The organism is Faecalicatena orotica (assembly GCF_905197545.1).
GTDB lineage: Bacteria > Bacillota > Clostridia > Lachnospirales > Lachnospiraceae > Faecalicatena_A > Faecalicatena_A orotica.
Map to the genome: position 1 here is coordinate 55,005 of NZ_CAJJZH010000004.1, position 26,003 is coordinate 81,007.

The 26,003-nt window shown below is 46.7% G+C and carries 18 protein-coding genes, 1 tRNA gene and 1 pseudogene; 16 read left to right on the forward strand and 4 right to left on the reverse strand.

From position 1 onward, the window contains the following. Nucleotides 1-14: 14 nt before the first annotated feature. From ABIN22_RS09770 to ABIN22_RS09780, 3 genes and pseudogenes are all read right to left on the reverse strand, one after another. Nucleotides 15-100: transfer RNA gene (locus ABIN22_RS09770), tRNA-Ser, on the reverse strand. 82 nt (nucleotides 101-182) lie between these two features. Continuing rightward, nucleotides 183-1,580 (reverse strand): annotated as a pseudogene (locus ABIN22_RS09775) (MATE family efflux transporter); the annotation flags it as partial. Nucleotides 1,581-1,721: 141 nt separating this feature from the next. Next, on the reverse strand, nucleotides 1,722-2,378 hold the full coding sequence (locus tag ABIN22_RS09780) for a DUF305 domain-containing protein (protein WP_346908250.1): 657 nt from the start codon (nucleotides 2,376-2,378) through the stop codon (nucleotides 1,722-1,724). A 298-nt stretch (nucleotides 2,379-2,676) separates the two neighbouring features. Here ABIN22_RS09780 and ABIN22_RS09785 point away from each other — a divergent pair, with 298 nt between their 5' ends. From ABIN22_RS09785 to ABIN22_RS09825, 9 genes are all read left to right on the forward strand, one after another. Further along, on the forward strand, nucleotides 2,677-3,021 hold the full coding sequence (locus ABIN22_RS09785) for a PadR family transcriptional regulator (protein WP_346908252.1): 345 nt from the start codon (nucleotides 2,677-2,679) through the stop codon (nucleotides 3,019-3,021). Then, nucleotides 3,018-4,022: an HAAS signaling domain-containing protein gene (locus tag ABIN22_RS09790; protein WP_346908254.1), complete on the forward strand. Its 1,005-nt coding sequence runs from the start codon at nucleotides 3,018-3,020 to the stop codon at nucleotides 4,020-4,022. Before ABIN22_RS09785 ends, ABIN22_RS09790 begins: the two co-directional genes overlap by 4 nt. A 184-nt stretch (nucleotides 4,023-4,206) precedes the next feature. After that, nucleotides 4,207-6,876: an alpha-L-rhamnosidase gene (locus ABIN22_RS09795; RefSeq protein WP_346908791.1), complete on the forward strand. Its 2,670-nt coding sequence runs from the start codon at nucleotides 4,207-4,209 to the stop codon at nucleotides 6,874-6,876. A 105-nt stretch (nucleotides 6,877-6,981) separates the two neighbouring features. Then, entirely contained in the window at nucleotides 6,982-8,283 is a 1,302-nt protein-coding gene (locus ABIN22_RS09800; RefSeq protein WP_346908256.1) for an ABC transporter substrate-binding protein, read from the forward strand. Nucleotides 8,284-8,348: 65 nt separating this feature from the next. Then, nucleotides 8,349-9,206 carry a carbohydrate ABC transporter permease gene (locus tag ABIN22_RS09805; protein WP_109732948.1) on the forward strand — a complete coding sequence of 286 codons (858 nt, stop codon included), beginning with the start codon at nucleotides 8,349-8,351 and terminating at the stop codon, nucleotides 9,204-9,206. A 2-nt stretch (nucleotides 9,207-9,208) separates the two neighbouring features. Beyond that, the gene (locus ABIN22_RS09810; RefSeq protein WP_346908258.1) at nucleotides 9,209-10,039 is read left to right on the forward strand and encodes a carbohydrate ABC transporter permease; all 831 of its coding nucleotides are present in this window, start codon (nucleotides 9,209-9,211) and stop codon (nucleotides 10,037-10,039) included. Between the two features lie 99 nt (nucleotides 10,040-10,138). Then, nucleotides 10,139-11,962 carry a sensor histidine kinase gene (locus tag ABIN22_RS09815; RefSeq protein ID WP_346908260.1) on the forward strand — a complete coding sequence of 608 codons (1,824 nt, stop codon included), beginning with the start codon at nucleotides 10,139-10,141 and terminating at the stop codon, nucleotides 11,960-11,962. Next, on the forward strand, nucleotides 11,946-13,454 hold the full coding sequence (locus tag ABIN22_RS09820) for a response regulator transcription factor (protein ID WP_118618078.1): 1,509 nt from the start codon (nucleotides 11,946-11,948) through the stop codon (nucleotides 13,452-13,454). The genes ABIN22_RS09815 and ABIN22_RS09820 overlap by 17 nt, the downstream gene beginning before the upstream one ends. 35 nt (nucleotides 13,455-13,489) lie before the next feature. Next, nucleotides 13,490-14,626, forward strand: a complete 1,137-nt coding sequence (locus ABIN22_RS09825) for an ROK family transcriptional regulator (protein WP_346908262.1) — start codon at nucleotides 13,490-13,492, stop codon at nucleotides 14,624-14,626. A 33-nt stretch (nucleotides 14,627-14,659) separates the two neighbouring features. Here the strand turns inward: ABIN22_RS09825 and ABIN22_RS09830 are convergent, their stop codons facing one another. Further along, complete coding sequence (locus tag ABIN22_RS09830; RefSeq protein WP_346908264.1) at nucleotides 14,660-15,706, reverse strand: Fic family protein; 1,047 nt, start codon at nucleotides 15,704-15,706, stop codon at nucleotides 14,660-14,662. 794 nt (nucleotides 15,707-16,500) lie between these two features. On the opposite strand from ABIN22_RS09830, the gene ABIN22_RS09835 reads away from it, so the two are divergent. The 7 genes from ABIN22_RS09835 to ABIN22_RS09865 all read left to right on the forward strand — a co-directional run bounded on the left by ABIN22_RS09835 (nucleotide 16,501) and on the right by ABIN22_RS09865 (nucleotide 25,959). Continuing rightward, nucleotides 16,501-17,235, forward strand: coding sequence for a LytR/AlgR family response regulator transcription factor (locus tag ABIN22_RS09835; protein WP_346908266.1), 735 nt, complete (start codon nucleotides 16,501-16,503; stop codon nucleotides 17,233-17,235). 204 nt (nucleotides 17,236-17,439) lie between these two features. Continuing rightward, a complete protein-coding gene (locus ABIN22_RS09840; protein WP_346908268.1) occupies nucleotides 17,440-18,606 on the forward strand; it encodes a sensor histidine kinase in 1,167 nt (388 codons plus the stop codon). A 34-nt stretch (nucleotides 18,607-18,640) separates the two neighbouring features. Beyond that, nucleotides 18,641-23,593 (forward strand): hypothetical protein, encoded by a 4,953-nt coding sequence (locus tag ABIN22_RS09845; RefSeq protein WP_346908270.1) that lies wholly within the window; start codon nucleotides 18,641-18,643, stop codon nucleotides 23,591-23,593. Between the two features lie 50 nt (nucleotides 23,594-23,643). Continuing rightward, nucleotides 23,644-23,991, forward strand: coding sequence for a hypothetical protein (locus tag ABIN22_RS09850; RefSeq protein WP_346908272.1), 348 nt, complete (start codon nucleotides 23,644-23,646; stop codon nucleotides 23,989-23,991). Between the two features lie 81 nt (nucleotides 23,992-24,072). After that, complete coding sequence (locus tag ABIN22_RS09855) at nucleotides 24,073-24,246, forward strand: hypothetical protein (RefSeq protein WP_346908803.1); 174 nt, start codon at nucleotides 24,073-24,075, stop codon at nucleotides 24,244-24,246. 119 nt (nucleotides 24,247-24,365) lie between these two features. Beyond that, on the forward strand, nucleotides 24,366-25,184 hold the full coding sequence (locus ABIN22_RS09860; protein ID WP_346908274.1) for a ParA family protein: 819 nt from the start codon (nucleotides 24,366-24,368) through the stop codon (nucleotides 25,182-25,184). Next, on the forward strand, nucleotides 25,144-25,959 hold the full coding sequence (locus ABIN22_RS09865; protein ID WP_346908276.1) for a ParB/RepB/Spo0J family partition protein: 816 nt from the start codon (nucleotides 25,144-25,146) through the stop codon (nucleotides 25,957-25,959). Before ABIN22_RS09860 ends, ABIN22_RS09865 begins: the two co-directional genes overlap by 41 nt. Nucleotides 25,960-26,003 lie beyond the last annotated feature (44 nt).

Consider the following 26,003-nt stretch of genomic DNA (forward strand, 5'->3'; position numbering starts at 1 on the left):
AGTCATTATAAAAACGCAGCAGGAGGGATTTGAACCCCCGGAGCGTTGCCGCTCTTCTGCTTTCGAGGCAGATGCCATCAGCCAACTCGACCACTGCTGCATATGGGGCACAGTTATATAACTGTGCCTCAAATATTGTAACAAATTTCGGCAGGAAACTCCAGTATTTTTTCAAAAAAGTTTTATCTTATTATCTTCTGTCTCATGCCCTGTTTTTTCTGGAAATAGGGGTACCCCCATTTAAAAAACCAGAAGCAGAAGACGATCTGTATAACGGTGGAGCAGGGCGTTGCGAGGGCTATGTGGAACAGCGAAGCATCTGCGGCCCTGCTCATAAGATAGGATACCGGTATCCGGACACCGAAAGCGCCGATGAGGCCCTGTATCATAACGAAGGTTGTGCAGCCGCATCCGTTAAAATATCCGATGAAGCAGAATAAAAAGGAAACGAGCAGTGTATCAATGGCATAACCTTTCAGATACTCGGCGGAGGCAAGGATGACGGCACTGTCTTTCGCGAAGACTCTGGAGAGGAGATCGCCGTGGAAGAATGCGAAATAGCTCATGATAATGCCAAAGCAAAAGGAAGTAAGCATTCCGTAATACAAGCCTTTTGTTGCCCGTTTCGGCTGTCCGGCGCCTATGTTCTGTGCGACATAAGCGGACATGGACTGCGTGTAGGCGGAGGGCACAAGCATGATAAAACCACACAGCTTTTCTGCAACGCCTACCCCGGCAGACGCGATCACACCAAGCTGGTTGACGATAGCTGTAATAGCCAGAAATGAGATGCTGACAAGCAGGTCCTGCAAAGCACAGGGAGCGCCCATTTTTACGATCCGCAGGATGATTTTCCTGTCAAACTTAATCTGTTTTCTGGAAAACGGAAAAGCCAGTCCGCGTTTTTTGATAATGATAAGTGATAAAACAACGCTGATGGCCTGTGAGAAAACAGTTGCCAGAGCTGCCCCGGAAGCCCCCAGCCTGAATGCCGCGACAAACAAAAGGTCGAGAAGAATGTTCGCTGCACAGGCAATCATGACAGCGATCAGGGGAGTTCGCGCATCGCCCATTCCCCGGAAGATACTCCCCAGGGTATTATAGGCGGCGATGAACAGGATTCCGGCGGAACAGATCATGACATATTGTACCGTATATTCAAAAGCTTCCGGAGGTGCGTGGAGGAGTCTGACGAATACAGGGGTCATGAACATCATGACAGCGGTCAGCGTCAGGCTGAGTGCAGCAAACAAGCAGATTCCGGCGCCTACGGTATTGCCGATCTCATGTTCCCTGCGCTGCCCGAACTGCTGGCCTATGATGATGGTCACGCCCATAGCCAGTCCTGTGATGATGACGGTCAGTGAATAGAGCACCTGGCTTCCTGTAGCTACGGCAGAAACGGACGCAGGCGATGCAAACTGCCCGACAACGAGTAGGTCAACCGCCCCATAAAGTGTCTGCAGGATCAGGGCAGCCATGATGGGCAGGGTAAAGCGCATCAGCGGTCCCAGTATTTTCCCTTGTGTTAAGTCAGTATTTTTCTTCATAGTGTAAAAGTCCCCCATAAAAATGATAAAATAAAAAAGGACAAGAAAGCAGGCATTTCAGCCTGCCATCTTATCCGGCAAATCACTTCTTAGTGAGTATCCGCCCTCCGATGAGCAAGTATATTTTATCGGGGAGTGAAGAAAATGTCAACCTATTTTGGGGAGAACTTATTAAGATCTTTTCAAAATGGCCTGCATCTGGCCAATCTCTGCATTCTGTGATTCGATGATATTTTGTGCGAGTGCTGCTACCTGCTCTTCATCTGTGTTTCCTAAGATGGCCCGGGCCATGTCCACTGCCATCTGGTGGTGCATGATCATCCCTTGTGCGAAGGCATCATCTACGTTTTTAGGGGACTTGTGGGAGGCGTGGTCCATATGGTGTGCGGAAAGCATTTTTTCATAGGCATTCAAATATGTCTGCTCCTGCCCGGCGTTCTGGGTGCCCTGTTTTTTTATATCGTCGATCATTGTCTGCATCTGTTGGATTTCCTGCTTCTGGACCTGTATGATACTTTCGGCCAGCTGGCGCAGTTCATCATCGGAACCGCCGTATTTCAGATAGCTTTCTGACATGGAGACAGCTGCCTGATGATGGGGGATCATTCCAGTCAGGAAGTCCAGGGCGGCGTTACCGGCCGGGGCAATATTTTCCATATCCTGCATCATTTGATCCATGAGTTCATTTTCATCATTTATATAGCTGCTGAGATTTTCCTGGGCGGAAGAGCCGGCACCGGTATTTCTTCCGAAGAGGGCCCAGAAAATCAGTACGATTAGGACGGCTGCGGCTATTCCGCCTGTCCAGTAAACTGTTTTTTTGTTCATGATGACCTCCATATGAGATAGGGTGATTATATATTACAGTCTGTATATTCCGGTGCAGACTGTTAGTACTTAGAATGCCGCATTCGCCGGGGTTTATACGGATTGATCTTGAAAGAAGCTGGGATATATACCTCGGCTCGCAGCAGGTATGTTTCTCACGCGGATATCACGCACTCATTACCACAAAACTTATGCAAAGTTATATTAGGAAAATAAAAGTATTGTTAAAATAAATATAATATATTATTGACAATAGTGTGTGACACACAGTATAATAAAAACACAAGGAGGCGGTGCTATGGGAGAAGAAAAAGATCTGATGGGGAACCTGGTCTCTGAACTCAGGAGGGGAACCCTGATTTTAAGTGTACTGAGCCAGTTAGGGGAAGCAAAGTACGGATATGCACTCGTACAAAGTCTGGAGCTGAAAGGTGTGGAGATAGACCCGAATACTCTCTATCCGCTGCTGCGGAGACTTGAGAAGCAGGGACTGTTAAGCAGCCAGTGGGATGTAGGAGAGGCGAAGCCAAGGAAGTATTACAGAAGGACACTTCTGGGAGATGACATTTTCAGAGAACTGAAGGAACAGTGGGAAAGATTATCGGCTAATATGGAGCAGATTTTACGGGAGGAATTGATATGACAGACAGAGAGCGGGAGTTGGTTAACCGGTATATATATGAAGTGACGAAACGTGTTCCGAAGGCACAGCGGGAAGAGATCGAGCTGGAGCTTAAGGAACTTATAGATGATATGCTGGAAGGGCTGACGCTGGAACAAGTATTTGCAAAGCTGGGGGATCCGGCCGTGTTTGCAAAGAAGTACAGGGAAGATAAGAACTATATGATCAGTCCGGAGTACTATGACAATTATATGTGGGTGATGAAGATTGTACTTATATGTACGGCCGGGGGACTTTTTATATCTGCAGTTGTGAAGTGCATCATTGACTATAGTAGTATTTTTTATATCATCGTCCGCTTCTTAAATGACATCATCATAGCAGGGCTGACAGTATTCGGGGCAGTGACACTGATTTTTACATTTATGGAGCGGCAGAAGGTCAGGATCGACCTGAAGAAGGAGAAGGCATGGACACCGGATATGCTGAACCCCATACCGGACAAAAAAGCAAGGATCAGCCGGGGAGACTGTATCGCATCCATCGTATTCCTGATCCTGTTCAGCTGTCTGCTCATTTTTGCACCACAGCTGTTCGGTGCATACTCGGTGAAAGGGGATAAAGTGGTGAATGTTCCGCTGCTTAATCTGGCGAAGTGGGATATCATCCTGCCGGTGTTCCTGTTTAGTATGCTGGTTAGTTTTGTGGATGAGATCATAAAGCTTGTGACGGGATGTTACTGCAGGCTTGTAATGCTGAGCAGTATTATAACAAACGCAGTGGGACTTATTTTATCCGTGATTGTGCTGAAAGTGCTTCCGTTTTGGAATACTGATTTTGTCCGGGAAGTAGCACAGTTTGATAATGATTTTAAGTTGAAAGTATTCTGGCAGAAGAAGATGGTATTGGGATGGGACGGTCAGACGCTTTCCAATGTTATTCTGGCAATTATTGTATTTGCGTGTGTAATTGAAGTTGCAACAACAGTATATAAAACAATGCGGTATGGCCGCGATATGTGACAGTATATGGCTAAATAGACAGAATAGCCTGCCAATGAAGTTCAAAAGGGTCAGACCCCTCTGCAGAGGGGTCTGACCCTTTTGAACTTTTTGGATTCTCCATGCATGTTGACTAGATACTCTATCCTATTTTCAGATAAATTATGTTAACTTTATCTTATCAAGTATGTAGGAGGAACGAGTGATGTTAGGTTTATCCAGAATTCTAATTAATTATCAGGAGAATCCTGTCGGGATTGAAAAAATTGAACAGGTTGGCTGGGTGATTGTGTCGGATCAGAAACATGTGATACAGAAGAATTATGAACTGCAGATCAGCAGGGACGAGGAGTTTGGAGAGCTGGTTTATGACAGTGGTGTAACAGAGAGCGGGGAATCGGCCCATGTTGTAATCGACAATGAATCTCTGAAACTCCAGTCATCCACGAAGTATTTCATCAGGGTAAGGATCTCTGCAAAAGATGGGGGGCCAAGTGAATGGAAGACAGGCTTCTTTGTGACAGCGCTGCTGTCTGAGGAAGATTGGAAGGCGGAGTTTATTACGATTGAGACAGAGGCGGATAAGGATGACAGCAGAGGGTCTTATGTGAGGAACGAGATTGTAATCGGAAAAAAGGTAAAGGCTGCATACGCGCATGTGACCGCACTTGGCCTGTACCAATTGTATATCAATGGGAAAAAGGTCGGTGATGATGAGTTTACACCCGGATGGACTTCTTATAATAAGCACTTGCTTTATCAGACCTATGACGTCACGGATTATCTGTATGGTGAAACAGGGGAAGAGGGCAGTGTAAATGCAGTAGCGGGCCATATCGGGGCAGGCTGGTATAAAGGTACGGTTGGATTCGTGCGTATGCGGAATCATTATGGGACAAGAGCGGCCTTTGCCTGCCAGATTGCAGTGGAGTATGTGGATGGGTCACGGGAAACATTTTTGACGGATACATCCTGGAAGGGAATATACAGCCCGGTGCTGTTTTCAGAAATATATGACGGAGAGATTTATGATGCACGCAGAGAGATTCCCGGCTGGAATGAGGCGGGGCTGAATACGGAAAACTGGGCGGACGTGGCGGCAGTACCTTTCCGGGCTGATGTGCTGTCAGCGCAGAGTGGCTGTAAGGTGAAACAGATTACAGAGGTTCCGGCGAAAAGAATCTTTCAGACACCGCAGGGGGACACGGTCATTGATTTTGGACAGAATATGACGGGCTGGATCGAGTTTAAGGTCAAGGGCAGATCAGGCGACAGGGTAGAACTGAACTGCTTTGAAGTGCTGGATGCAGAAGGGAATGTTTATCTTGATAATCTGCGTTCGGCGAAGGAAACGATTATCTATACATGTAAAGACAGCGAAGAAGTAACATTCCACCCTCACTTCTCATTTCAGGGATTCCAGTTTGCGAAAGTTTCCGCATATCCGGGAGAGTTGAAAGAGGAGAATTTTACAGCGTATGCACTGCATTCGGACATGGCTGTCACGGGAGAGTTTGAGTGTTCTAATCCGGATATCAATCAGCTGCAGCACAATATTATATGGGGGATGAAAGGCAATTTCCTCGATGTGCCGACCGACTGCCCGCAGAGGGATGAACGTCTGGGCTGGACGGGGGATGCACAGATTTTCTGCCGTACGGCTACATTTTTAAAGGACACCTATACCTTTTACAGCAAATGGCTCCGTGATGTGGAGGCAGACCAGACAGATGAGGGCGGGGTGCCCCATGTCATACCGGATATTCTGATCGGGAAGTCTTCTGCTGACCGGCTGATGAAGGACGGGGACCATTCTGCGGCGGCGTGGGCCGATGTGGCGATTATTATGCCCTGGACACTTTATCTGACTTACGGGGACACAACCGTTATCGAAAGGCAGTATGACAGTATGAAAGCATGGATCGGATTCATGCAGGAACATTCCGTAGGAAACATCTGGAATTATAAGCTTCAGTTTGGCGACTGGGTGGCTCTGGATGCCGAAGAGGGCAGTTACTTCGGCGCAACGCCGAATGACCTGACCTGTACCGCATATTATGCGTATTCCACAAGGCTGTTTGTGAAAATGGCAGAGATCATCGGACGCACGGAGGATGCAGAAGAATACAGGAAGCTGTACAATGAGATTGTGGATACCTATCAGAAGACATTCTTTGATGAGACGGGACACATGAATGTGCAGACACAGACCGCACAGATCGTTTCTCTGTACTTTGACCTTGTGCCGGAGGCGTTCAGACAGAATGTGGTGGATGATCTGTTAAGGCTTCTGGATAAAGAAAACGGACATCTGGTGACGGGATTCGTCGGCACTCCTTATTTCTGCCATGCACTCAGCCAGAACGGGCATACAAAAGAGGCTTACGAACTGCTTCTGAAAGATGATTTCCCGTCATGGCTGTATCAGGTCAGAATGGGTGCGACGACAATCTGGGAGCACTGGGACGGCATGAAGCCGGACGGGACGATGTGGAGTCCGGATATGAATTCCTTCAACCACTATGCTTACGGGGCCATCGGCGAGTGGCTGTACCGGGCGGCGGCAGGAATTGAATGCGACGAGAAGCATCCGGGCTACAAGCACAGCATCATTGCTCCTCATCCGGGAGGCGGGCTGGTTTACGTGAAAGCTTCCTATGAAAGTGTATATGGAAAAATCGTATCTGACTGGAATGTGGATGGAAATAGGGTGACACTCCACGTAGAAGTTCCATGTAATACAACCGCATCGATCTGCCCTTACAATGCGACAGAGATACTGGACTCATGCGGGCTGGCTTTTGAGGAAACAAGAGAGGGATACCGGGCAGAGGCAGGTTCCGGAATCTACGAGATTACCTATCTTATGGAATAAAAACATTTGACTGGATTTTCAATATCGGTTTGTAAGATTATCCATGTTAAGCGAAAAAGAATCATGTTAACATAAATTTATCAAAAGCAAGGAGGAAATTAAGAAATGAAAAAGAAAATAGTTGCAGTGCTTTTATGTGCCACCATGATCGCGGGGATGGCGGCAGGATGCGGATCTTCTGACAAAGGATCAGGCACATCATCAGACGGAAAGGATATGACAGAACTGACACTTTTGATCGACACGGATGTTACCACGGCAGGATTTGAAGCAGTTGCGAAAAAGGCAGAAGAGAAGCTCGGGATTAAGGTGAATATTGAAACAAGGCCGGGCGGGGCAGACGGAGACAACATTGTGAAGACAAGACTTGCATCGGGCGACATGGCAGACCTTTGCCTTTACAACTCAGGTGCCCTGTTAAACGCACTGAATCCGGCGGAATACTTTATCGATATCTCAGGGGAAGATTTCGTATCAAGGATCGATGACAACTACAAATCAGCAGTTTCCGTCGGGGATAAGGTATTCGGTGTCCCATACCAGTCCGCACAGGCGGAAGGAATCGTTTACAGCAAACCGATGTATGAGAAATACAATCTGGAAATCCCGAAGACATGGGACGAGTTCCTGGCTAACTGTGATGTGTTAAAGGAAAACGGCGAGACAGCCATCTTAGGTACATATGCAGATTCATGGACAGCACAGGTCCCATTCTTAGGAGACGCCTACAATCTGGAACAGAGTGATCCGGAGTTCGCAGAAAAATTTGATGCGGGAGAGGCAAAATGGGCGACTACACCTGCAGCCTTAAGAAGCTTTGAAAAACTGGCCGATACAACAGAATACTATAACAGCGATTACCTTGCAACGACATATGATGACGGCTGCGATATCATGGCTAACGGCGAAGCGGGCCACTGGTTCATCTTATCCCAGGCATTATCTAACATTTATGAGCTGTACCAGGATCAGGTCAATGACCTCGGCGTGTTTGCAGTACCGGGAGATAGTGCAGAAGATAACGGAATCACACTCTGGTACCCGGCAGCTCTTTACGGCAACAAGAACAGTGATAAGACAGACGCGATCCTGAAATTCATGGAATTCTATATTTCAGATGAGGCACTTGACGCATACTCAGAAGCAGTTCTTCCGGACGGCCCATACTGTGTAAAAGGTTACGAGATGCCAGATAACGCGTACGACCCGGTAGCAAACGATATTCAGGCATACTTTGAATCCGGAAAAAATGCACCGGCGCTGGAATACATCAGCCAGGTAAAAGGTGCTGATTGTCCGGCAATCTGTCAGGAGCTTGGCTCAGGGCAGACAACAGCAAAAGAAGCTGCTGAAAAATACGACAAAGACTGTGCAAAACAGGCAACGCAGCTTGGATTAGACTGGTAAAAATTTAACAAGCAGGCTCAAAGGGGTCAGACCCCTTTGAACCTTTCGAAAATTGGAGGGTGGAAATGGACAAGAAAAAAATATATTCGAATTGGTTTATCGTACCGGCGATGGTGATTTTCACAGTATTCTTCCTCCTGCCGATGGTCATATCATTTTTCTTCAGTATGACGGTATGGGATTTCAACAGTTTTACGTTTTGCGGATTTGATAATTTTAAGACATTCTTCTCAGATTCGTCTTTGTACAGCTCTGTTATCAACACTCTGATTTATGCAATACTCACATGCGGGCTGAAACTTATCATTGCATTTTTCCTGGCGGTATTTCTGACAAGTAAGATTAAAACGAAAAATTTCTTGAGATCTGTAGTATTCTTTCCAAACCTGATCAGTACTATTGCAGTAGGTATTACATTCTGCGCTTTAATGCATCCGTCCAAGGGTCTGATCAACCAGGTGATTACTATGCTCGGCGGGACAGGGATGGACTGGCTCGGCAATACAAAGACAGCTTTATATGCAGTCATTCTTACGGATGTCTGGAAGGGCGTCGGGGTTGCAACCGTTATTTTCATTGCGGGCATGCAGTCGATTGACAAGACTTATTATGAGGCAGCTTCGATTGACGGCGCTACTGCATGGGAACAGCTGAAGGCAATCACAGTGCCGCTCAGCCGGCCGGCCATGAATTCCGTTATCATACTGGCATTCATCGGCGGCATGCGGACATTTGACCTGATCTGGGCGATGACAGGCGGCGGCCCGGGATATGCGACAGAGGTCATGGCATCCACCGTTTATAAGCAGTATGCAGCAGGATTCTACGGATTGTCCACGGCAGGAAATGTAATTATGTTTGCTGTCATAGCACTTCTGGCATTCCCGCTTCAGAAATTCCTGCTCAGCAAGGAGGCAGAATAACCATGAAAAAGAAAAAAAGATTATATCTTCTGGGTGATGTATTAGGAGTTGCGGCTGCATTTATCATATTTATTGTACCATTCGCTTTTATGCTGGTAAATGCACTCAAAGAACGCAGGGAAGCCAATCTCCTGAGTATCGCACTGCCGACAGAATTCCACTGGGAAAACTTTGCCGAGGTGTTTAAGGCGAATAATTACCAGATACTTACGGCTTTTAAAAACAGCGGACTGATCGTGGTCGGTTCCGTCCTGATCCTCATTATCGTAGGTTCTATGGGAGGCTATGTTCTCCAGAGAAGAAAAGACCGTGTGATGGGTATTGTAAATTCACTGATCATGGCAGGGCTGATGGTTCCGGCCGCAATACTGCCTACGATCTGGGTATTGCAGAGAATTCACCTTTATAAAACAATATGGGGAATGATCCTGATAGAAGTGGCCCTTCAGATTCCATTTACGATCATGCTTTTCAGAGGATTTATGAGTTCAATCCCGATAGAACTGGAAGAGGCAGGGTATATGGACGGATGTTCAAAATGGAAGATCTTTTCCGCTATTATTTTTCCCTTGCTCAAGCCGGTTACATCCACTGTGATTATCCTGAATGCAGTTACTATCTTTAATGACTTTACCAATCCTCTGTACTTCCTTCCGGGGGCAGAGAACGCAACCGTACAGCTTACACTTTATAACTTTATGGGGCAGTACTCCAGTTCTTACAATATGCTTTTTGCCGATGTAATACTGATAACAATTCCGATGCTCATACTTTTCATATTCTTCAACAAGAGGATTGTAGAAGGAATGGTTGCAGGAGCAGTCAAAGGATAAATAAGAAAACTATAAGACCGGATGCAGAACCGTGACAGATACGGTTCTGCTGCCAGTCTTTTTGTGATATAATGCATTTACTTGGAGAGGGGGGACGGCATGAAGTTCCAGAAGAAAATCATTCTTGTTTATACAATTTTTTCTGTCCTGATCACAGGAATCTTCGGGGCGGCATACTATACTTTGAATGTCAGGCAGTACAAGGAGCGGGAATACGGGAATATCCGGACTGTCTCGAATGTGAAGCTCCAGCAGATGGAGGATACGCTTGAGAGCATGGAATCTGCCATTACATATGTCCTGTCGGATATTGAGGTGCTGGATGCCCTGAAAAAGCTTGCCACACTGAAAACAGACTCCTATGCGGACATGTATTTCAGCGACTCCACTGCCACTGTCCGTGCAAAAATTAACTCCTACTATTTAATGGAAGAATTTTACCGCATGGTCTTTTTCAATAAGAACGGGAGGACCATTGCAAATAATAACTATACAAACACCGCCCTGAATACAGATGCCTCCTATCAGACCTACCCGTGGGTGGAAAGGGTGAGCGGGAAGGGCGGCAGGAATGTGCTCATAGGACTCCATGAGGATGACTGGGGCAGCCGTTCCAAACCGCAGGTGATCTCTGTCGTGAAAGAGATACAAGGGATGGAGATGGGATATCTGGAGGTGCAGAAGGACAAGGCTTCACTGGATAAAATGATCGCGAATACAGATGAAAACATAACCTATATTTTCATGACGAAAGAAGGGGAATTCCTGTATTCGGATGCACGTCAGGTCAAGGCAGAGTATTACTGGAACCTGATGCAGGGCCGTGATAAGGATATCGAGGAGATTGAGACCGCGGATGGTGAGAAGGCATTGTGCCTGATGCAGGAGTCGGATACAGATGATATTGTCCTTATGACAGTCGCACGCATGGACATCAGCCAAAGCGCAGCTATGGAGGTGCTCCCGGTATCTTTGCTTCTGTTGTTCGTGGCTCTTGCCCTCTCACTTGGGTATATTTACCTGACTTCACGGCAGCTGACCCGGCCGATCCAGCAGCTGCAGCATTTTATGGAGACGACCCGGCTGGATAATATGGAGGCTGAGATTCCGGAAAAGATTTCAAATGATGAGATTGAATCCCTGTATGTCTCCTACAAAGACGTGCTGAACCGCCTGAACACATCTATGCTAAAAGAAAAGCGTATGTCACTGCTTTCGCTCCAGGCACAGTTCGACCTCCTTCAGGCACAGGTGAACCCGCATTTTATCTATAATGTACTGAACGTAATTTCCAACCGGGGCATGGTGTCGGATGATGAGGTGATCTGTGATATATGCAGTGAACTGGCGGGGATGCTGCGCTACTCGACAAACACGAAGGATAAGTACGCATCGGTGAAACAAGAGATCGAATATCTGGAACTCTATCTCGGCCTGCTGAAACACCGTTATGACTATAAGCTCTCCTATGAGATCCGGATAGATGAGGCACTTTATAACAAGCCGCTCCCGAAAATTGTCCTTCAGCAGATCGTGGAAAATGCGGTTAATCACGGGTATGGGTCAAGTTCTGATATCATCAGGGTGGAGGTTGCCGGGGCACTGACAGAGGATGGCTGGTTCTTGAAGGTGCATGATGATGGAAATGGAATAACGAAAGAGAAACTGGACGAAATAAATAATAATATTTCTTCCATAAGGAATAAACTGACAAATGACCGCAGCAGTGTAGAACTTGAAATTGGTGGAATGGGATTGGTTAATACTTATGCACGCCTGTATCTTTTGTACAACGATGATCTTATATTTGAGATCCGTCCGGGAAAAGAAAAGGGGACGGATGTGATCATCGGATGCAGGGAAAAAAGAAGGCAAAGTGCAGAAGATCTGAGTATAGAACAGAGGAATGATAAAAATGTATAAAATTATGGTAGTAGAAGATGAGCCTACGGCGCTGAACCATGTATGCATGATTCTGGAAAAGAAATGTCCACAGTATGAGATTATGGGGACGGCGGAAAATGGCGGTGAAGCACTCAGGTTGATCCGGGAAGAACAGCCGGACATCCTGATCTCTGATGTAAAAATGCCCGTGATGGACGGAATACAGCTTGTTGCAAAGGTGAAGGAAGAGTTCCCGGAGGTGCTTTCAGTAATCGTCAGCGGCTATTCTGAATTTGAATATGCCAAGGGTGCCCTCCAGTCAGGGGTATGTGATTATCTCTTAAAACCGCTGGCTCCATCGGATATGAAGAAGCTGATGGACCGGCTGGAGCCGAAGCTGAATACGTTATATTATGAAAAACGAAACAGGCTGTTAAGATCACTCTGCAATGGGAAACAGGCGGAGGATGCAGACCGGCTTTACCGCTATTTCCCGGCAGGAAATTACTATGCGGCCATATACCGGAAAAACGGCCTTCCCAAAAGATTTTCCAGAAGAACAGGCGTCGAAATATTTTCTATGGAAGAGGAAAAAGTGTATATCTATGGGCGTGACGAAATGGAGGCACTGTATCTTTTCCCCGAGGAACTACTGTTTTCCGGAGACTTCAAGGGAATGGCGGAGCGCATTTTTGAGAGGGAAAAAAGTGGTTATACATATCAGACGGCAGTTGTGTACAACGAATCATTCCCTTTGGAAGCACTTCCCGAAATCGTGAAAAAGCTGTACAGGAGGCTGGATGAATCGGTGGTAATCGGAGAAAACCAGGTGTTGTACCTGAACGGCGACAGCCAGGAATGCCGGAATCCGGGGGAGGAGGAGACGGCCAAAAAGCAGCTTGAACAGGTAGAATACTGCATCCGATATAAAGAGGATAAGAAGTTTCCAACAGAATTGAAGAAATTATTCGATATATTTAGGAAACAGAAAAGTAGTCAGATTTATGTGGAATCTGCAGTGAAATATATTTTTCAGCTGGTACGCAACCTTTATCCAATAGAGAGGGAATTTGTCGATCTGGAGTTTATGATAGACGATGCCTTTTACTATGCGTCCGATATGGATGAACTGAAGGAGAATATACTGACGGTCATCAGACAGTGCATCCCGGATATGGGGAAGGAAAAGATTGATAATAAAGAACAGCTTTTCCATTCTATCTGTTCTTACATGAAGGGACATATGGATGAGGCAATGACGCTGGGCAGTATCTGCAGGCAGTTTGGTGTATCCCAGACATCCTTAAGCAGGATGTTCCGTACGTATGAGGAGACATCTTTCAGCAATTACCTGACCAGTATCCGTATGAAAAAAGCGATGCAGATGATGGAACAGGATCCGGAGGCCTATATCAAGGATATTGCGGAACGGGTGGGATATACAGACCAGTTTTACTTCAGCCGCATCTTCCGGTCAGTGACCGGGGTCTGCCCTAAGGAATATATGGAAAAAGCAATGTTGCAAATTTAGTTCAGAAGGGGTAAAATCCTTTTATAAAACGATTTATGGAAGGAACAGGGGATATGCATAAGGACAGCGGCACGGATAAGAAGAAAGCAAATTTAATCAGGGTAGCCAGGTTCATCCTGCACAGGCGTGTGACCTCTAAACCCGAGATCGCGGCAACATTAGGTTTAAGCATGCCAACCGTCCTGCAGAATGTAAAAGAGCTTATCCAGCGTGGGATTATCATTGAGAGCGGGGAATATGAGTCTACAGGCGGCCGGAAGGCAAAGGCACTTTCTGTCAATGCAGGCTTAAAGTTTGCCGCTGGTATTGATATAACGAGCAACCATATCAGCTATGTCATGATCGACCTGACAGGGGAACTTACGGCAAAGGTAAGAGTCCGTGAGAAATTTGAAAATTCACTGGAATATAATGAAACCGTATACCGCCATTTCAGGGAATTTGCAGGCCAGTCAGGGATTGCGCACGATAAGCTTCTGGGGGTCGGGATTTCCTTCCCGGGAATCATAGATAAGCAGTATGAGACACTGCTTATTTCCCACATTCTGCGGGTTCAGAATTTAAGCCTGAGAAACTTAAGCCAGCTCTTTGAATATGACGTGCGGTATGAAAATGATGCAAACAGTGCCGCGATGGCAGAGATGTACAGACTGGAAAAAAATGCAGTGTACCTGTCCCTGAGCAATTCTGTAGGCGGATCATTCTATGTCCACAACGGGATATATGAAGGCGACGACTACAGAAGTTCCGAGTTCGGCCATATGGTCATCGTTCCGGGCGGCCGCACCTGCTACTGTGGAAAACAAGGGTGTGTCGATGCATATTGTTCTGCGCAGGTACTGGCCGGGCACACAAACGGAAATCTCGAACAGTTTTTTGAAAGGCTGGATAAGGGCGATACCGATTTTCAAAAGATCTGGGATGAGTATCTTGAGTATCTCGCAATTACTGTGACCAATCTCCGCATGGCTTACGACTGTGACATCATCCTGGGAGGATATGTGGGCGGATATATAGGTAAATATATGGCGGAACTGAGTAAAAAGGTTGTAAAATATAATGGTTTTGAAAATGATACCACTTATCTGAAGACATGCAGCTTCAAAAAAGAAGTTTCGGCCGTGGGGATTGCCATGAGTTTTGTGGAGCAGTATTTTGAATCGCTGGAATAAAATACTGATAAAAAAATCGTTTGACAGCCCCTTTTATTTTAAACGGACATAGCAGGTGGATTTTCCTGAACCTTCCCGCTTTAATTCACCAGAAGATATGAGCTTTCTAAGTGAACCTTCAATGGAACTGATACTCAGGGAAGGACAGAGATCATGGATGTCCTGTTTTGTAAATCGTCCGATTTTATTTTGTGTGGCAATACGCACCATATCTATAGCGGGCAGTTTTTTTTCCACAATAGAATATCTATCATCAAAATCCTTGTATGCTGCAAGTATAGTTCCAAGGATGTATTTGACAAATGGAACAGCGTCCTCAGTACCTTCATGCCATCCATGCTGTACCTGATTAAGTGTATTATAATACAGGTCCTTGTTTTTGGCGATCTTTGCTTCTAGAGAAATGTATTTACCTACATAGAAACCATTTCGATAAAGCAGCAGTGTAGTCAGCAGCCGGCTCATGCGCCCATTTCCATCATTGAAAGGGTGGATGCAGAGAAAATCATGGATAAAAATAGGAATTACAATGAGCGGTTCCACTTCAAAATTTCCAATGACACGATTATATTCTTCACAGATTCTATCTAATGCTTCTGGTGTTTCAAATGGTGCAAGTGGAGTAAAAAGAATCTCAGTATGGCCATCCGGATAGGTGGCACTAATATAATTCTGATTATTTTTTGTATGGCCGGCCATTGGATTGTTCATGTGGCTGTACATGATTTTATGAAGCTGGAGAATGTAGTTCTGAGTAACCGGTATAGTGTCAAAATTTTCATGGATAATGCTGAGTACATCTCGATATCCTGCGATTTCCTGTTCATCTCTATTCCTGGGAGTAGTTTTTTCTTCGACAAGCTGCTTAATACGGGTACTTGTTGTGACAATACCTTCAATTGCATTAGATGCTTCAGTACTTTGGATTTTTGCTATCTCAACCAACTTTTCAAGTTCATCGGGCCTCTGCTTTAGGTACATCTCTTGTTTGCCAGCTTCCTTATAGATAGCTGCTATCAGACCAAGGATTTCGGAATCCCACTTTTGGTCTTTGATTTGTGAATAGTTAAATGTCCTCATTCCCTTAATCCCCCTTTCTTTCCCTTAGAACATAGCATGAATTAAGGGAAAAGTCAATGAAAAAGGGGGCTTAACCCTTATAATAGGACGACAATTAAGGGAAAATGTTTGATTTCTGTAGCGATTATATAAAGAATTCTGTATAATCAGGGGAAAGAACAAAAGAAAATTCAAAGGTGCTGGCTGCCCGGAGGTTCATTTTGTTCGATTAGGTCATTTCAAAATTGAAGCAGGAAGGGATATTTTCATGGAAAACACATCCGAAAAAAGGAAAAATGGACAAATAAAGATACAAAAGAAGCATATCTGTTTAGGGATTCTGGCACATGTATAAGCCAATAGACGGTCACTACGAACCAATCTTGTAGGCATTTTTGATAAAAACATGAATGTGCCCGGTAAAAATAAAAATTGAATAATATTTCCTGACAAGCCCAGCGCCCCACACTCATCGCACGAATGGTCAGGTGGAACGCACGAATGGTCGAACAAAATGAGAGAGAATCTGATATAATAAAATTGTATACTGTTTTGCGGGTAAGGGAAACTATACCCTTTTTTATCAGAAAATTTTCGGGAAAGGAATTGACAAGTTATGCTGATGGATCCAAAATTTGACAGACAAGTTGTATCCTGTCCTTTCCGCCCAAATGGTAATATTGTCCTATATGGCAGCAGATTCAGCATTTTACAAAAATGTCAAGCCTGACTGCCGTTTATTAATATAGGACATTTCATTTTTTCTCATAAAAAGTTCTGTGAGGATTGCACTGTGAAAGGAGGGAGGTATTGGATTGCGTATAGCGATATGTGATGACAGCATACAGGAGCAAAGACAAGTGATTGAGGCGCTGCATGCGTATGACCCTACAAGACAGCCGGAATGTTATACAAGCGGCAGGTCGTTATTGACAGCGGCAAGCCAAATACCGCCATTTGACATTGTATTTTTGGATATCTATATGCCGGGAGAAAATGGTGTGAAGACTGCGGAAAAGCTGCAAAAAATTTCCCCATCCACCGGCATTGTGTTTGTGACTACCAGCGAGGAGCATGCGGTGGACGCCTTTTCCCTCCATGCCCTCCACTATCTGGTAAAACCTGTGACAGCGGCAGGTGTGACCGAATCCCTTCGCCGGCTGGCAGAGCTTCGGGAGAAGAAACGGCCGGTAGTGGTGCTGACAAGCGGCAATGACAGTTACACGGTATATTTGGATGAAATCAATTACATTCAAAGCGCGGCCCATGCCAAAGAAGTGGTGCTGACAAGCGGCCGTGTGATAAAGGGGTGGATGTCAATGGAAGAATTGAAAAATAAACTGGGGGAATCATTCCTAAAACTGAACCGGAGCAGCATGGTCAATATGGAGCAGATTGAACGAATGAGTGCAGACGCTTGTCTGTTGAAGGATGGCACACGCTTGGAATTTGCCCGCAGGGAACGGGGAAGAGTCCGGGCGGCCTATGATAATTACCTGTTCACAAGGTTAAGCGAGCCGAAAAACCCGGCGGGGGAGTGGCTGCCATGAGTTTCTTTTTAAGACACTTTGCAGGCTTTTCCCTGCAGATTGGAGCCGGGATGCTGCTCTGCCTGCTCCCGTTTGGAAAAGAAGTGTTCCGATATCCCCGCAAATGGGTCATCACCGGATATGGCGTATTATCCCTCCTGTTTGCCGCAGGTTTTCCCCTTGTTATGGGAATGGCGGCCCTGCAGGGGGGGGGCGTATCGATCAATGATAGCCAACATCTATATGTTCCTTTTGATTCTTATTCTTACTGTTCTGTACTTATGGATGATCCGGTCAGAGATGATCAAGAAGCTGGTGGTGCTGGTATTGGTGATGTTTTATGCGGCAACACAATACCTGCTGGTCAACTTAGTGACCCCCCTGTTTCCGGGCGGTGTGCTGCCGGATGTGTACCCTCCTTTGACCTTAGCGGTTTACGCTGGCACAACGGCCATATTTTTTCCATTGGCAGCGCTGCTCATGCGGCGGGCTGTGCGGGAATATCTGGCGGAGATGGAAATGAAAAATATCCGCCGGGAATTTGGTGCGGTGCTACTGGCAACCTTTCTCTATTTTGTCATGCTGATGATTTACGCCTCCCGGCCGGACGGAATGTTAGCCGACTTCTGGTGGTGGATCATCCCGCCCCTGTTATTGACGGTGGCTGTGCTTGGGATTTTCTACTGGACTTTATTTCGGGAATCCGTCCGGCGAAAACGGGATGACGAGCAGAAGAAGGCATTGGAGATCCAAAAACTCCAATATGAAAGCATTACCCGGGAGATGGAGCAGACAAGGAGAATACGCCACGATATGCGCCATTCCTTAAACCGAATTTCACAGCTGCTCTCACAGGGCGATGACGAAGCCGTAAAAGACTATCTGTCGGATCTGACCGTTCAGGTCAGCCATCGGGATAGGACGGATTATTGCAAAAACACCACCGTCAACAGCCTGCTCCAATACTACGTGGGGTGGGCAGAGGATAAGAACATCCGATGTGAGGTACAGGCAGACTGCGGTGACATTACGATCGCCCCGGTAGATTTGACGGTGCTTTTGGGAAATGTGATGGAAAATGCTATCCGTGCCTGTGAGAAGATGAGCGAGAACCGCTGGATTACCGTAAAGATTGGTGTGATTGGCGGCTCACTGGTGATGCAGATTGCAAACGCCTGTCAGGAGATTCATCCCTCCGGCAAATACAAGCTGGACGGCAGTTTCCTCCCTGCGGCGGCCTTTGTGAGTAACCGGACAGGCGGCGGGTACGGACTGTACAGTTTAGAACATACGGCAAAAAAATACAGCGGAAACACAAGATTTTGCTATGACGAACATACAAAAACATTTATCACGAGAATTCGGCTGAACCTGCATCCGGACTTGATATAGAAGATCCACTTCTCAAAAGGTGACGCCCAGCGCCATGAACGACGCAAATATAGAAACTGTGCTGATCGTGCAGCAGAAAGGAGACAGACAGAATATGAGAAGAAAAAAATTCACGGCAATCCTGCTAGGCTTGTGCTTGATTATCAGCAGCCTGTCCAATACCGTTTTGGCTGCTGATTTTACAGAAAAAGATGTGGTATATGAACTTAACGATAAACCGGAAGAAGAGCCGGGACAAGCAGGGGAACTGAAATCAGCAGAAGAAACGGAACCGGAAGAAGAGCCGGGACAAGCAGGGGAACTGAAATCAACAGAGGAGCCGGAACAGGCAGAACAACCGGCGCCAGCGGTGTTTGCATCGGCTGCGGCCAATGAAGAAGTCGCCTATTTGAAAGAGGATAAAAGCGAAGGGCAATGTACTAACTACACTTTGGCTGACGAAAATATGACCCAGTGGGGGACAACCGGTGAGGAAACCTGGTATGTGGCGGATGGAAATGTGACAATATCCGGGCGTATCAATATTTCGGGCGATGTGCACCTGATTCTGAAGGATAACTGTGAACTAAAGGCCGGCGGCGGTATCAATGTGAGCTCCTCTCATTCCATCACCATATATGCACAGTCTGAGGGAAGTGATATGGGCAGGCTTGCGGCGTCCGGCGGCGCATGTCAGGCAGCTATTGGGAGTGCAAGGTCAGAGGCGGCCGGAAATGTAACCATCCATGGCGGTGCAGTCACTGCTTCCGCTCCTGCTTCAGAAGGAGAGCCTGCGGCTATTGGTGGGGGTGGATATGGAGATGCCGGCAGTATTCGGATTACAGGTGGCGTGGTCTATGCAGCCGGCTGCGGAAAAGGTATCGGAAACGGGGCAAGAAAAGAAAGCGGAGAGATACAGATTTCCGGTGGCGTGGTCTATGCAAACGGGATCGGTACAGGGGGGTACGGTGAATCTGTAACGACATACATTACCGGGAACAGCGTCGTAGTCAGTTCCAATAAGATCAATGAGACAGAGAAGACAGACTGGGAAGGATTCGTATGCACGGGAGCAAAAATATCTGACTCCGGCGGGGATATAACGGCTTTCGATGCAATTGGACAGGTCTATGGAGATGTGACACTGGATAAGGCGATGCCGCTGCCGGATATATTACAGTTGGATATTCCGTCTGGCATGAGCCTGACGATTCCGCAGGGATTGGCAGTGATTCTTCAGAATAATGCAAGTGTGACAGTGGAAGGAACGCTGACGAACAACGGAAAGATTTATATGGGCTATGGCAGCAGCTTAAATATTTTGGACAGCCTGAGCGGTGAGGTATATTATGAAGTTTTCATCGATACCTCATTAAAAGTTGACATTACCGGAGAAAGCATGGAAAGCTGTGCAGGGAAAATATATGTGAAGCCTAATAACAGCGTTTCCATAAAGGAAGTAATCAGTGGTTCTATGGAAAGTCCTGTCGTCAGGAAAAAGGATGGGGCAGAAGTTACATTTTCAGAGAATAGTTTTCGGATGCCGGATGAACCAGTACAATTCTCCTGTACCTGTCTGCATCCATATAATACAGATGATGTGTGTGACGCCTGCGGCAATTATAAACCGGCTGACCTTATTGACGGCGTTTACCAGATTAACAGCCTGCATCAGTTTTATTGGTTTGCAGCGCTGGTTAACGGGAATTTTGAACATACGGAGTTGAAAGAGCAGGATGTGTCGGCCAATGCAATCCTGACGGCCGACATCGGAACGACAGAGAATCCGGTGACACAGAGGATTGGCTTAAACGGTTCTTATAAGGGGACCTTTGATGGGGGCAATCATACCATAACGCTGAATCTGAACGAGCCGGATAAGTATATAGCGCTATTTTACAAAATAGATGGGGCGACTATTCAGAATCTGCATACAGCAGGAACGATTACAACCAGCCGGACGTATAGCGGAGGGATTGTGTGTGCAACGTATGGTTCGGTTACTATGAGAAAATGTATGAGCTCTGTGACAATCAACAGCAGTGTGGATGGGGACGGAACTCATGGAGGGCTCATCGGGGTGGGCTACGGAACTGTGACTATGGAAAACTGTGCCTTTACCGGACGCATACAGGGAAGCAGTACACACAGCTGCGGCGGTTTGATTGGGTTTGCAGAGGAGGCAGCCACTTTTACGAACTGCATGGTGGCAGCCGAGTTTGCTATTTCAAATCAAAACTGTGAAAATTTTGCGAGAGGGTGGACCACCAGGGAGATTAAAAATTGCTATTATCTGAATCCACTGGCTGGCTCACAGGGCACGCAGAAGTCCAGGGAAGCCTTTGCCTCCGGCGAGGTGGCATGGCTGCTCAATGGCGGAACCTCCGAGGGGATGCCGGCCTGGCATCAGAACCTGGATAATGAAGAGCAGGCAGATGACGTTCCGGTACTTTCGCCGTCCCATGGAACGGTATATTATGGATATAAGGGATGTATCCTTGCCTATATGAACAACAGTGGATCATTGGAAAAGGGTGCACATAGCTTTGCCGAGGACGGCTTTTGTACCCAGTGCGGCAGCTATGAACCGGCGAAATGGAATGAGACAGAAGAATACTATGAGATTGGCAATGCCGGGCAGCTTTATTGGTTCGCAGCTTTGGTCAATGGCAACTCTGAACATGCAGATTTTGAAGAAAAAAATGCGTCTGCCGACGCTGTACTGACGGCAGACCTGAACCTGTCAGGATGTGGAAATTATGAGCCTATCGGAATGGTGGGTGGTCTTTATCAGAATGCATCGAGTGAAAGTGATATTGCCGACTGGGGTTATCAGGGTACCTTTGACGGACAGGGTCATGTGATTACAAAGCTTGAAGTACCGAGCATGCCGGGAAAGGCGGCAGGTGTTTTTGGTACAGTGCGTGGTACGGTGCAGAATCTCGGTGTGGATAATTTTTACTATTATACGTGGAATGGTGATGCGCGTGCCGGCGCCTTGACAGGACAGCTGCTGCCGGGAGGCGTTGTAAAGAACTGTTATGTGACTAATTCACAGCTTTATTGCAGCAGTGGTGTAGTCGGAAGTCTTGTGGGCGGCAACTTCGGCGGTTCCATTGAAAGCTGTTTTGCTTATAAAAACTTCACACAGGGTGCTCGTTGGGGCTATTTTGTGGGAGACAATAAAAATGATAAAGAGGCCCCGCTATTCTATGGGACGATTAGGAATTGCTATGTGGATAGTAATGACGCCCCAGTGGGTCTGATGGCAGTGGTGAATGACGTCACATACAAATCCAGCGCGGATTTTTCCTCGGGAAAAGTTGCTTATCTCCTCAACGGCGGGAGTTCTGAAGGAACGTCTGTCTGGCGTCAGAATCTGGACAATGGAGAGACAGAAGATGCTTATCCGGTATTAAACAGAGCGCATGGGATTGTATATGCCGGTTATAAGGTATGCGCCCCAATCTACAGTAATAAATTGATTGCGGAAGAAGTGGGAATCCCCCATGATTTTGGTTCGGACGGCATTTGCAGCGTATGCGGATTATATCAGCCTGCAGTTCGGGGCGGCGAGACACAGGCGTATCAGATCGGTAATATCGGACAGCTTTATTGGTTCACCGCATTGGTCAACGGAGATTCTGCCCATGCTGAATTTGAAACGAGGGATCTGGAGGCAAATGCAATTCTGACGGCGGACATCGGGACCACAGAAAATCCGGTGTCCCAGAGGATTGGCTTAAATGATTCTTATAAGGGAACCTTTGATGGGGGCAGTCATACCATAACGCTGGATCTGGTCGAGCCGGACAGCAGAGCAGCGCTATTTTGCAAAATAGATGGGGCGACTATTCAAAATCTGCACACGACAGGAAGGATTGCCGCCAGCAGACAGTTCAGCGGCGGCATCGCGGGAGAGGCATTTGGAAACAGTACCTTGAAATGTTGTGTGAGCTCGGTGACGATTGACAGTAGTGTGAATGGGGACGGTACCCACGGAGGACTTATCGGTGTGAGCCGGGGAAACGCGAGCTTGGAGAATTGTGCTTTCATCGGCCGCATACAGGGAAGTAAAACAACGGACTGCGGCGGAATGATAGGATGGACAGAAGAGAGAGTTGTTTTAAGAAACTGCATGGTGGCGGCGGAATTCGGCATTAACGCCGATCCAGATGATAGTAAAACTTTTTCGAGAGGATGGAACGAGCTAATAACGCTGGAGAACTGCTATTATCTGAATCCACTGGGTGCGTTACAAGGCACACAGAAGACGGCGGAAGCCTTTGCCTCAGGCGAGGTGACGAGACTTTTGCAGAATGGACAGGGGACTCTTGTATGGGGGCAGAAGCTGTCCGGGCCGGATAAGGATCTGTTTCCGGTGCTGGCCTCTGATCTGTCGCAGAAGGTACTGCAGGTTGACATCCGTCTGGTGACGGAGGGCGCCGCCACAGATCCTTTGACTATCGGTTATGTCAACTATGGTGAAAGTTTCCATGATTACCCTGTATATGATGGGGAGGAGTTTGCCAGAAGCTATACATTTTATGAGGATGAAGCCTGTCAAAAGCAGCTGAATACAGCGACATATACGTATACTGAGGATAAGACGATTTACGCTGCAGTTACAGTTAATGCACCGGAATATATCGTGACCATTCCGGCTTCGGTAGAGCTGGGGCAGACGGCCACTGTCAGCGCAGATAAAGTGACGATGACAGAAGAGAAAAAGCTGGTTGTCACTCTGTCCGGTACAAGCGGCAAGGATAACGCCTTTACCCTGTCAAACGGAAAGACGGCGGTGCTCGCCTATACTGTGACGGCAGATAAGGGCAGCGGTGCTGTACCTGTGACTGCAGGCGATACCATCCTGGAGGTGGCAGGCGGCGTCAAGGATAATTCCGGAAGTACCGGGATGGCTTTTTATGCACCGGCGCAAACCCCGGTGTATTCTGGAGAATATACCGGTAAAGTGACTTTTACAGTCACTGTGGAAAATAACGATTGATCGGCGTCAGGCGCTGTCAATAAATAAAGAATTAACGGAGGACATAAGCTATGAAGAAAACATTATCAGCCATTCTCACCCTTGTACTCTGCGGTACCATGTTATTGACTGTATTTGCGGCAGACCAGACGGTAGATCAGGATACGCAAGACCCGAAAACCGGCGAAACACAGGTTACATTCAATGTAGACCCGACCTATACGGTCACCATTCCGGCAGCCATTACACTTGACAAAGATGAGAGCGATGGTATCCGGTACATCGGTTCCGGCACGATCAAAGCAAACGCCGGACTTCGCCTGCATGAGGGCAAGAAAGTGGAAGTCAGACTCACCACCTGTGATTACAAGCTGGAAACCGCCGTAAGTTCTGATTACAAGCTGCCTTACACCGTATGAGCCAAAGGACGGTAACAACCCATGAAATTCCACTTATGCCTATGGATTCTTCCTTGTTTATAATAATGGCAAAGAGGGATTATGATGAGAAAGAGAAAATACTATCTATATTTGGATAACATTGAAGTTAGTGTACTTATGCAGAGCCTTGTTCGTTTGAAAAACACCCTTATAAGTGAGGGGCGATATACCGATTGTGTAGATGAATTGATTGTGAAAGTCATGGAGGCTCCTGTGAAGCGAATGAAAATTTAATATGGAAATACATACTTTGCCGTTTATTCTAATTTTAGAGTAAGCGGCTTTTTTTGTTCCCGTACATAGCCGCCTGTTTCGCCACAGGGGGCTAAATTTTTGGAAAGGAGGAAGTTATTATGGCGAAAACAAAAGTGATTGCCGTTGCCAACCAAAAGGGCGGTGTAGGGAAAAGTACCAGTGTATATAACATCGGTGCAGGAATGGCTATGAGTGGAAAAAAGGTTCTGCTTCTGGACGTGGACCCACAAGGTGATCTTACAAAAATGTTGGGTTTGAGAAAGCCTCATGAATTGCCTTTATCTCTTGGCACAGCCATGAATGATGTGATTGCAGGTGCAGAGCCAGCACAACACCCGGAAATTCAACACCATCACGAGGGTTTTGACTTCGTACCGGGGAATCGTATTTTATCAGCCGTTGAGGTGGGATTGGTTAATGTCATGAGCCGGGAAACTGTGCTACGGCAATATGTGGACAGCGTGAAAAAGGATTATGACTATGTACTGTTGGATTGCCGCCCTTCATTGGGAATGTTGGTTATCAATGCGCTGTCAGCATCAGATTATGTGTTGGTTCCAGTGCAGGCGGATTATCTGGCGGCAGAGGATATGACAGAGCTTTTGGGAACGGTGCAGAGTATCAAGCGTCAAATCAATCCTAAGCTGCAGGTGGGTGGTGTATTCCTGACTATGACCAATGAAACCAACTTCCGCAGGGAAACTGTTTCAGCGGTTAAGGAGAACTTTGGAAAGCACTTGCCTGTCTTGCACACAGTCATTCCGGCAACCGTCCGTCTGGCGGAAATCAGCACAGCGGATAAAAGCATTTTCCGGCATGAGCCAAAAGGACGTGCGGCAGATGCCTACCGAAGTCTGGTAAAGGAGGTGCTGAAGATTGGGGAAAAACAACGTAGCCGATCTGCTGAGTGTAGATAGCCTCTTTACCACTCAGGCAGAGCGTGAAGAAGCGCAGAGAGAAACTGTTGTGGATATTCCTTTGTCAGAAATCAGTGACTTTCCTAATCATCCGTTTCAGGTGCGTATGGATGAGAACATGATGGAAATGGCAGAGAGTGTCCGCCAATACGGTGTACTTGTCCCCGCATTGGTCCGTCCGAAAGCAGAGGGCGGCTATGAAATGGTAGCCGGACATAGGCGGAAGATGGCAAGTAAGATGAAACTGGACGCTATGAAGCGACAGGGGCAGAGGACCGATTTAACTTTATCGCCAGTGGCGACAAAGTTGGATTCCGCAACAGAACTTGGAAAGCAAAGTGGAGAAAGCCGAGATCAAGTCTTTCGGCATATTCGTTTGACGAAGCTGATTCCTGAAATTCTGGAATTGGTAGACAATTCTGTGCTGAAAGAAAAAGGGATACTTCAAATGGCAATGCGTCCGGCGGTAGAACTTTCTTATCTGACGAAAAATGAGCAGTATAGCTTGTTGGAAACTATGGAGAGCGAGGATTGTACACCATCCCATGAACAGGCAATCAAGTTGCGGAAGTTTTCTAAGGAAGAAAAACTGCACCCGGATGTGATTCTATCCATTTTACAGGAGGAAAAGCCAAACCAAGTGGAACAGTTTCGTATGCCAAGAGACCGAATCAGTAAATATTTTGCGCCGGGGACGCCCGCTCAGAGAATTGAAGATACCATTATCAAGGCTTTGGAATTATACCGGAAACGGCAGAGGGAACAGGAACGATAATTGCTACACCAGGGGGAAGTTATACCCTTTGGATGGGGACTGTT

What these genes read in the sequence shown, in the direction of transcription:
- ABIN22_RS09780 (WP_346908250.1), bottom strand. Translation starts at nt 2,378, where the DNA reads ATGAACAAAAAAACAGTTTACTGGACAGGCGGAATAGCCGCAGCCGTC.
- ABIN22_RS09785 (WP_346908252.1), top strand. Translation starts at nt 2,677, where the DNA reads ATGGGAGAAGAAAAAGATCTGATGGGGAACCTGGTCTCTGAACTCAGG.
- ABIN22_RS09790 (WP_346908254.1), top strand. Translation starts at nt 3,018, where the DNA reads ATGACAGACAGAGAGCGGGAGTTGGTTAACCGGTATATATATGAAGTG.
- ABIN22_RS09795 (WP_346908791.1), top strand. Translation starts at nt 4,207, where the DNA reads ATGTTAGGTTTATCCAGAATTCTAATTAATTATCAGGAGAATCCTGTC.
- ABIN22_RS09800 (WP_346908256.1), top strand. Translation starts at nt 6,982, where the DNA reads ATGAAAAAGAAAATAGTTGCAGTGCTTTTATGTGCCACCATGATCGCG.
- ABIN22_RS09805 (WP_109732948.1), top strand. Translation starts at nt 8,349, where the DNA reads ATGGACAAGAAAAAAATATATTCGAATTGGTTTATCGTACCGGCGATG.
- ABIN22_RS09810 (WP_346908258.1), top strand. Translation starts at nt 9,209, where the DNA reads ATGAAAAAGAAAAAAAGATTATATCTTCTGGGTGATGTATTAGGAGTT.
- ABIN22_RS09815 (WP_346908260.1), top strand. Translation starts at nt 10,139, where the DNA reads ATGAAGTTCCAGAAGAAAATCATTCTTGTTTATACAATTTTTTCTGTC.
- ABIN22_RS09820 (WP_118618078.1), top strand. Translation starts at nt 11,946, where the DNA reads ATGATAAAAATGTATAAAATTATGGTAGTAGAAGATGAGCCTACGGCG.
- ABIN22_RS09825 (WP_346908262.1), top strand. Translation starts at nt 13,490, where the DNA reads ATGGAAGGAACAGGGGATATGCATAAGGACAGCGGCACGGATAAGAAG.
- ABIN22_RS09830 (WP_346908264.1), bottom strand. Translation starts at nt 15,706, where the DNA reads ATGAGGACATTTAACTATTCACAAATCAAAGACCAAAAGTGGGATTCC.
- ABIN22_RS09840 (WP_346908268.1), top strand. Translation starts at nt 17,440, where the DNA reads ATGATAGCCAACATCTATATGTTCCTTTTGATTCTTATTCTTACTGTT.
- ABIN22_RS09845 (WP_346908270.1), top strand. Translation starts at nt 18,641, where the DNA reads ATGAACGACGCAAATATAGAAACTGTGCTGATCGTGCAGCAGAAAGGA.
- ABIN22_RS09850 (WP_346908272.1), top strand. Translation starts at nt 23,644, where the DNA reads ATGAAGAAAACATTATCAGCCATTCTCACCCTTGTACTCTGCGGTACC.
- ABIN22_RS09855 (WP_346908803.1), top strand. Translation starts at nt 24,073, where the DNA reads ATGATGAGAAAGAGAAAATACTATCTATATTTGGATAACATTGAAGTT.
- ABIN22_RS09860 (WP_346908274.1), top strand. Translation starts at nt 24,366, where the DNA reads ATGGCGAAAACAAAAGTGATTGCCGTTGCCAACCAAAAGGGCGGTGTA.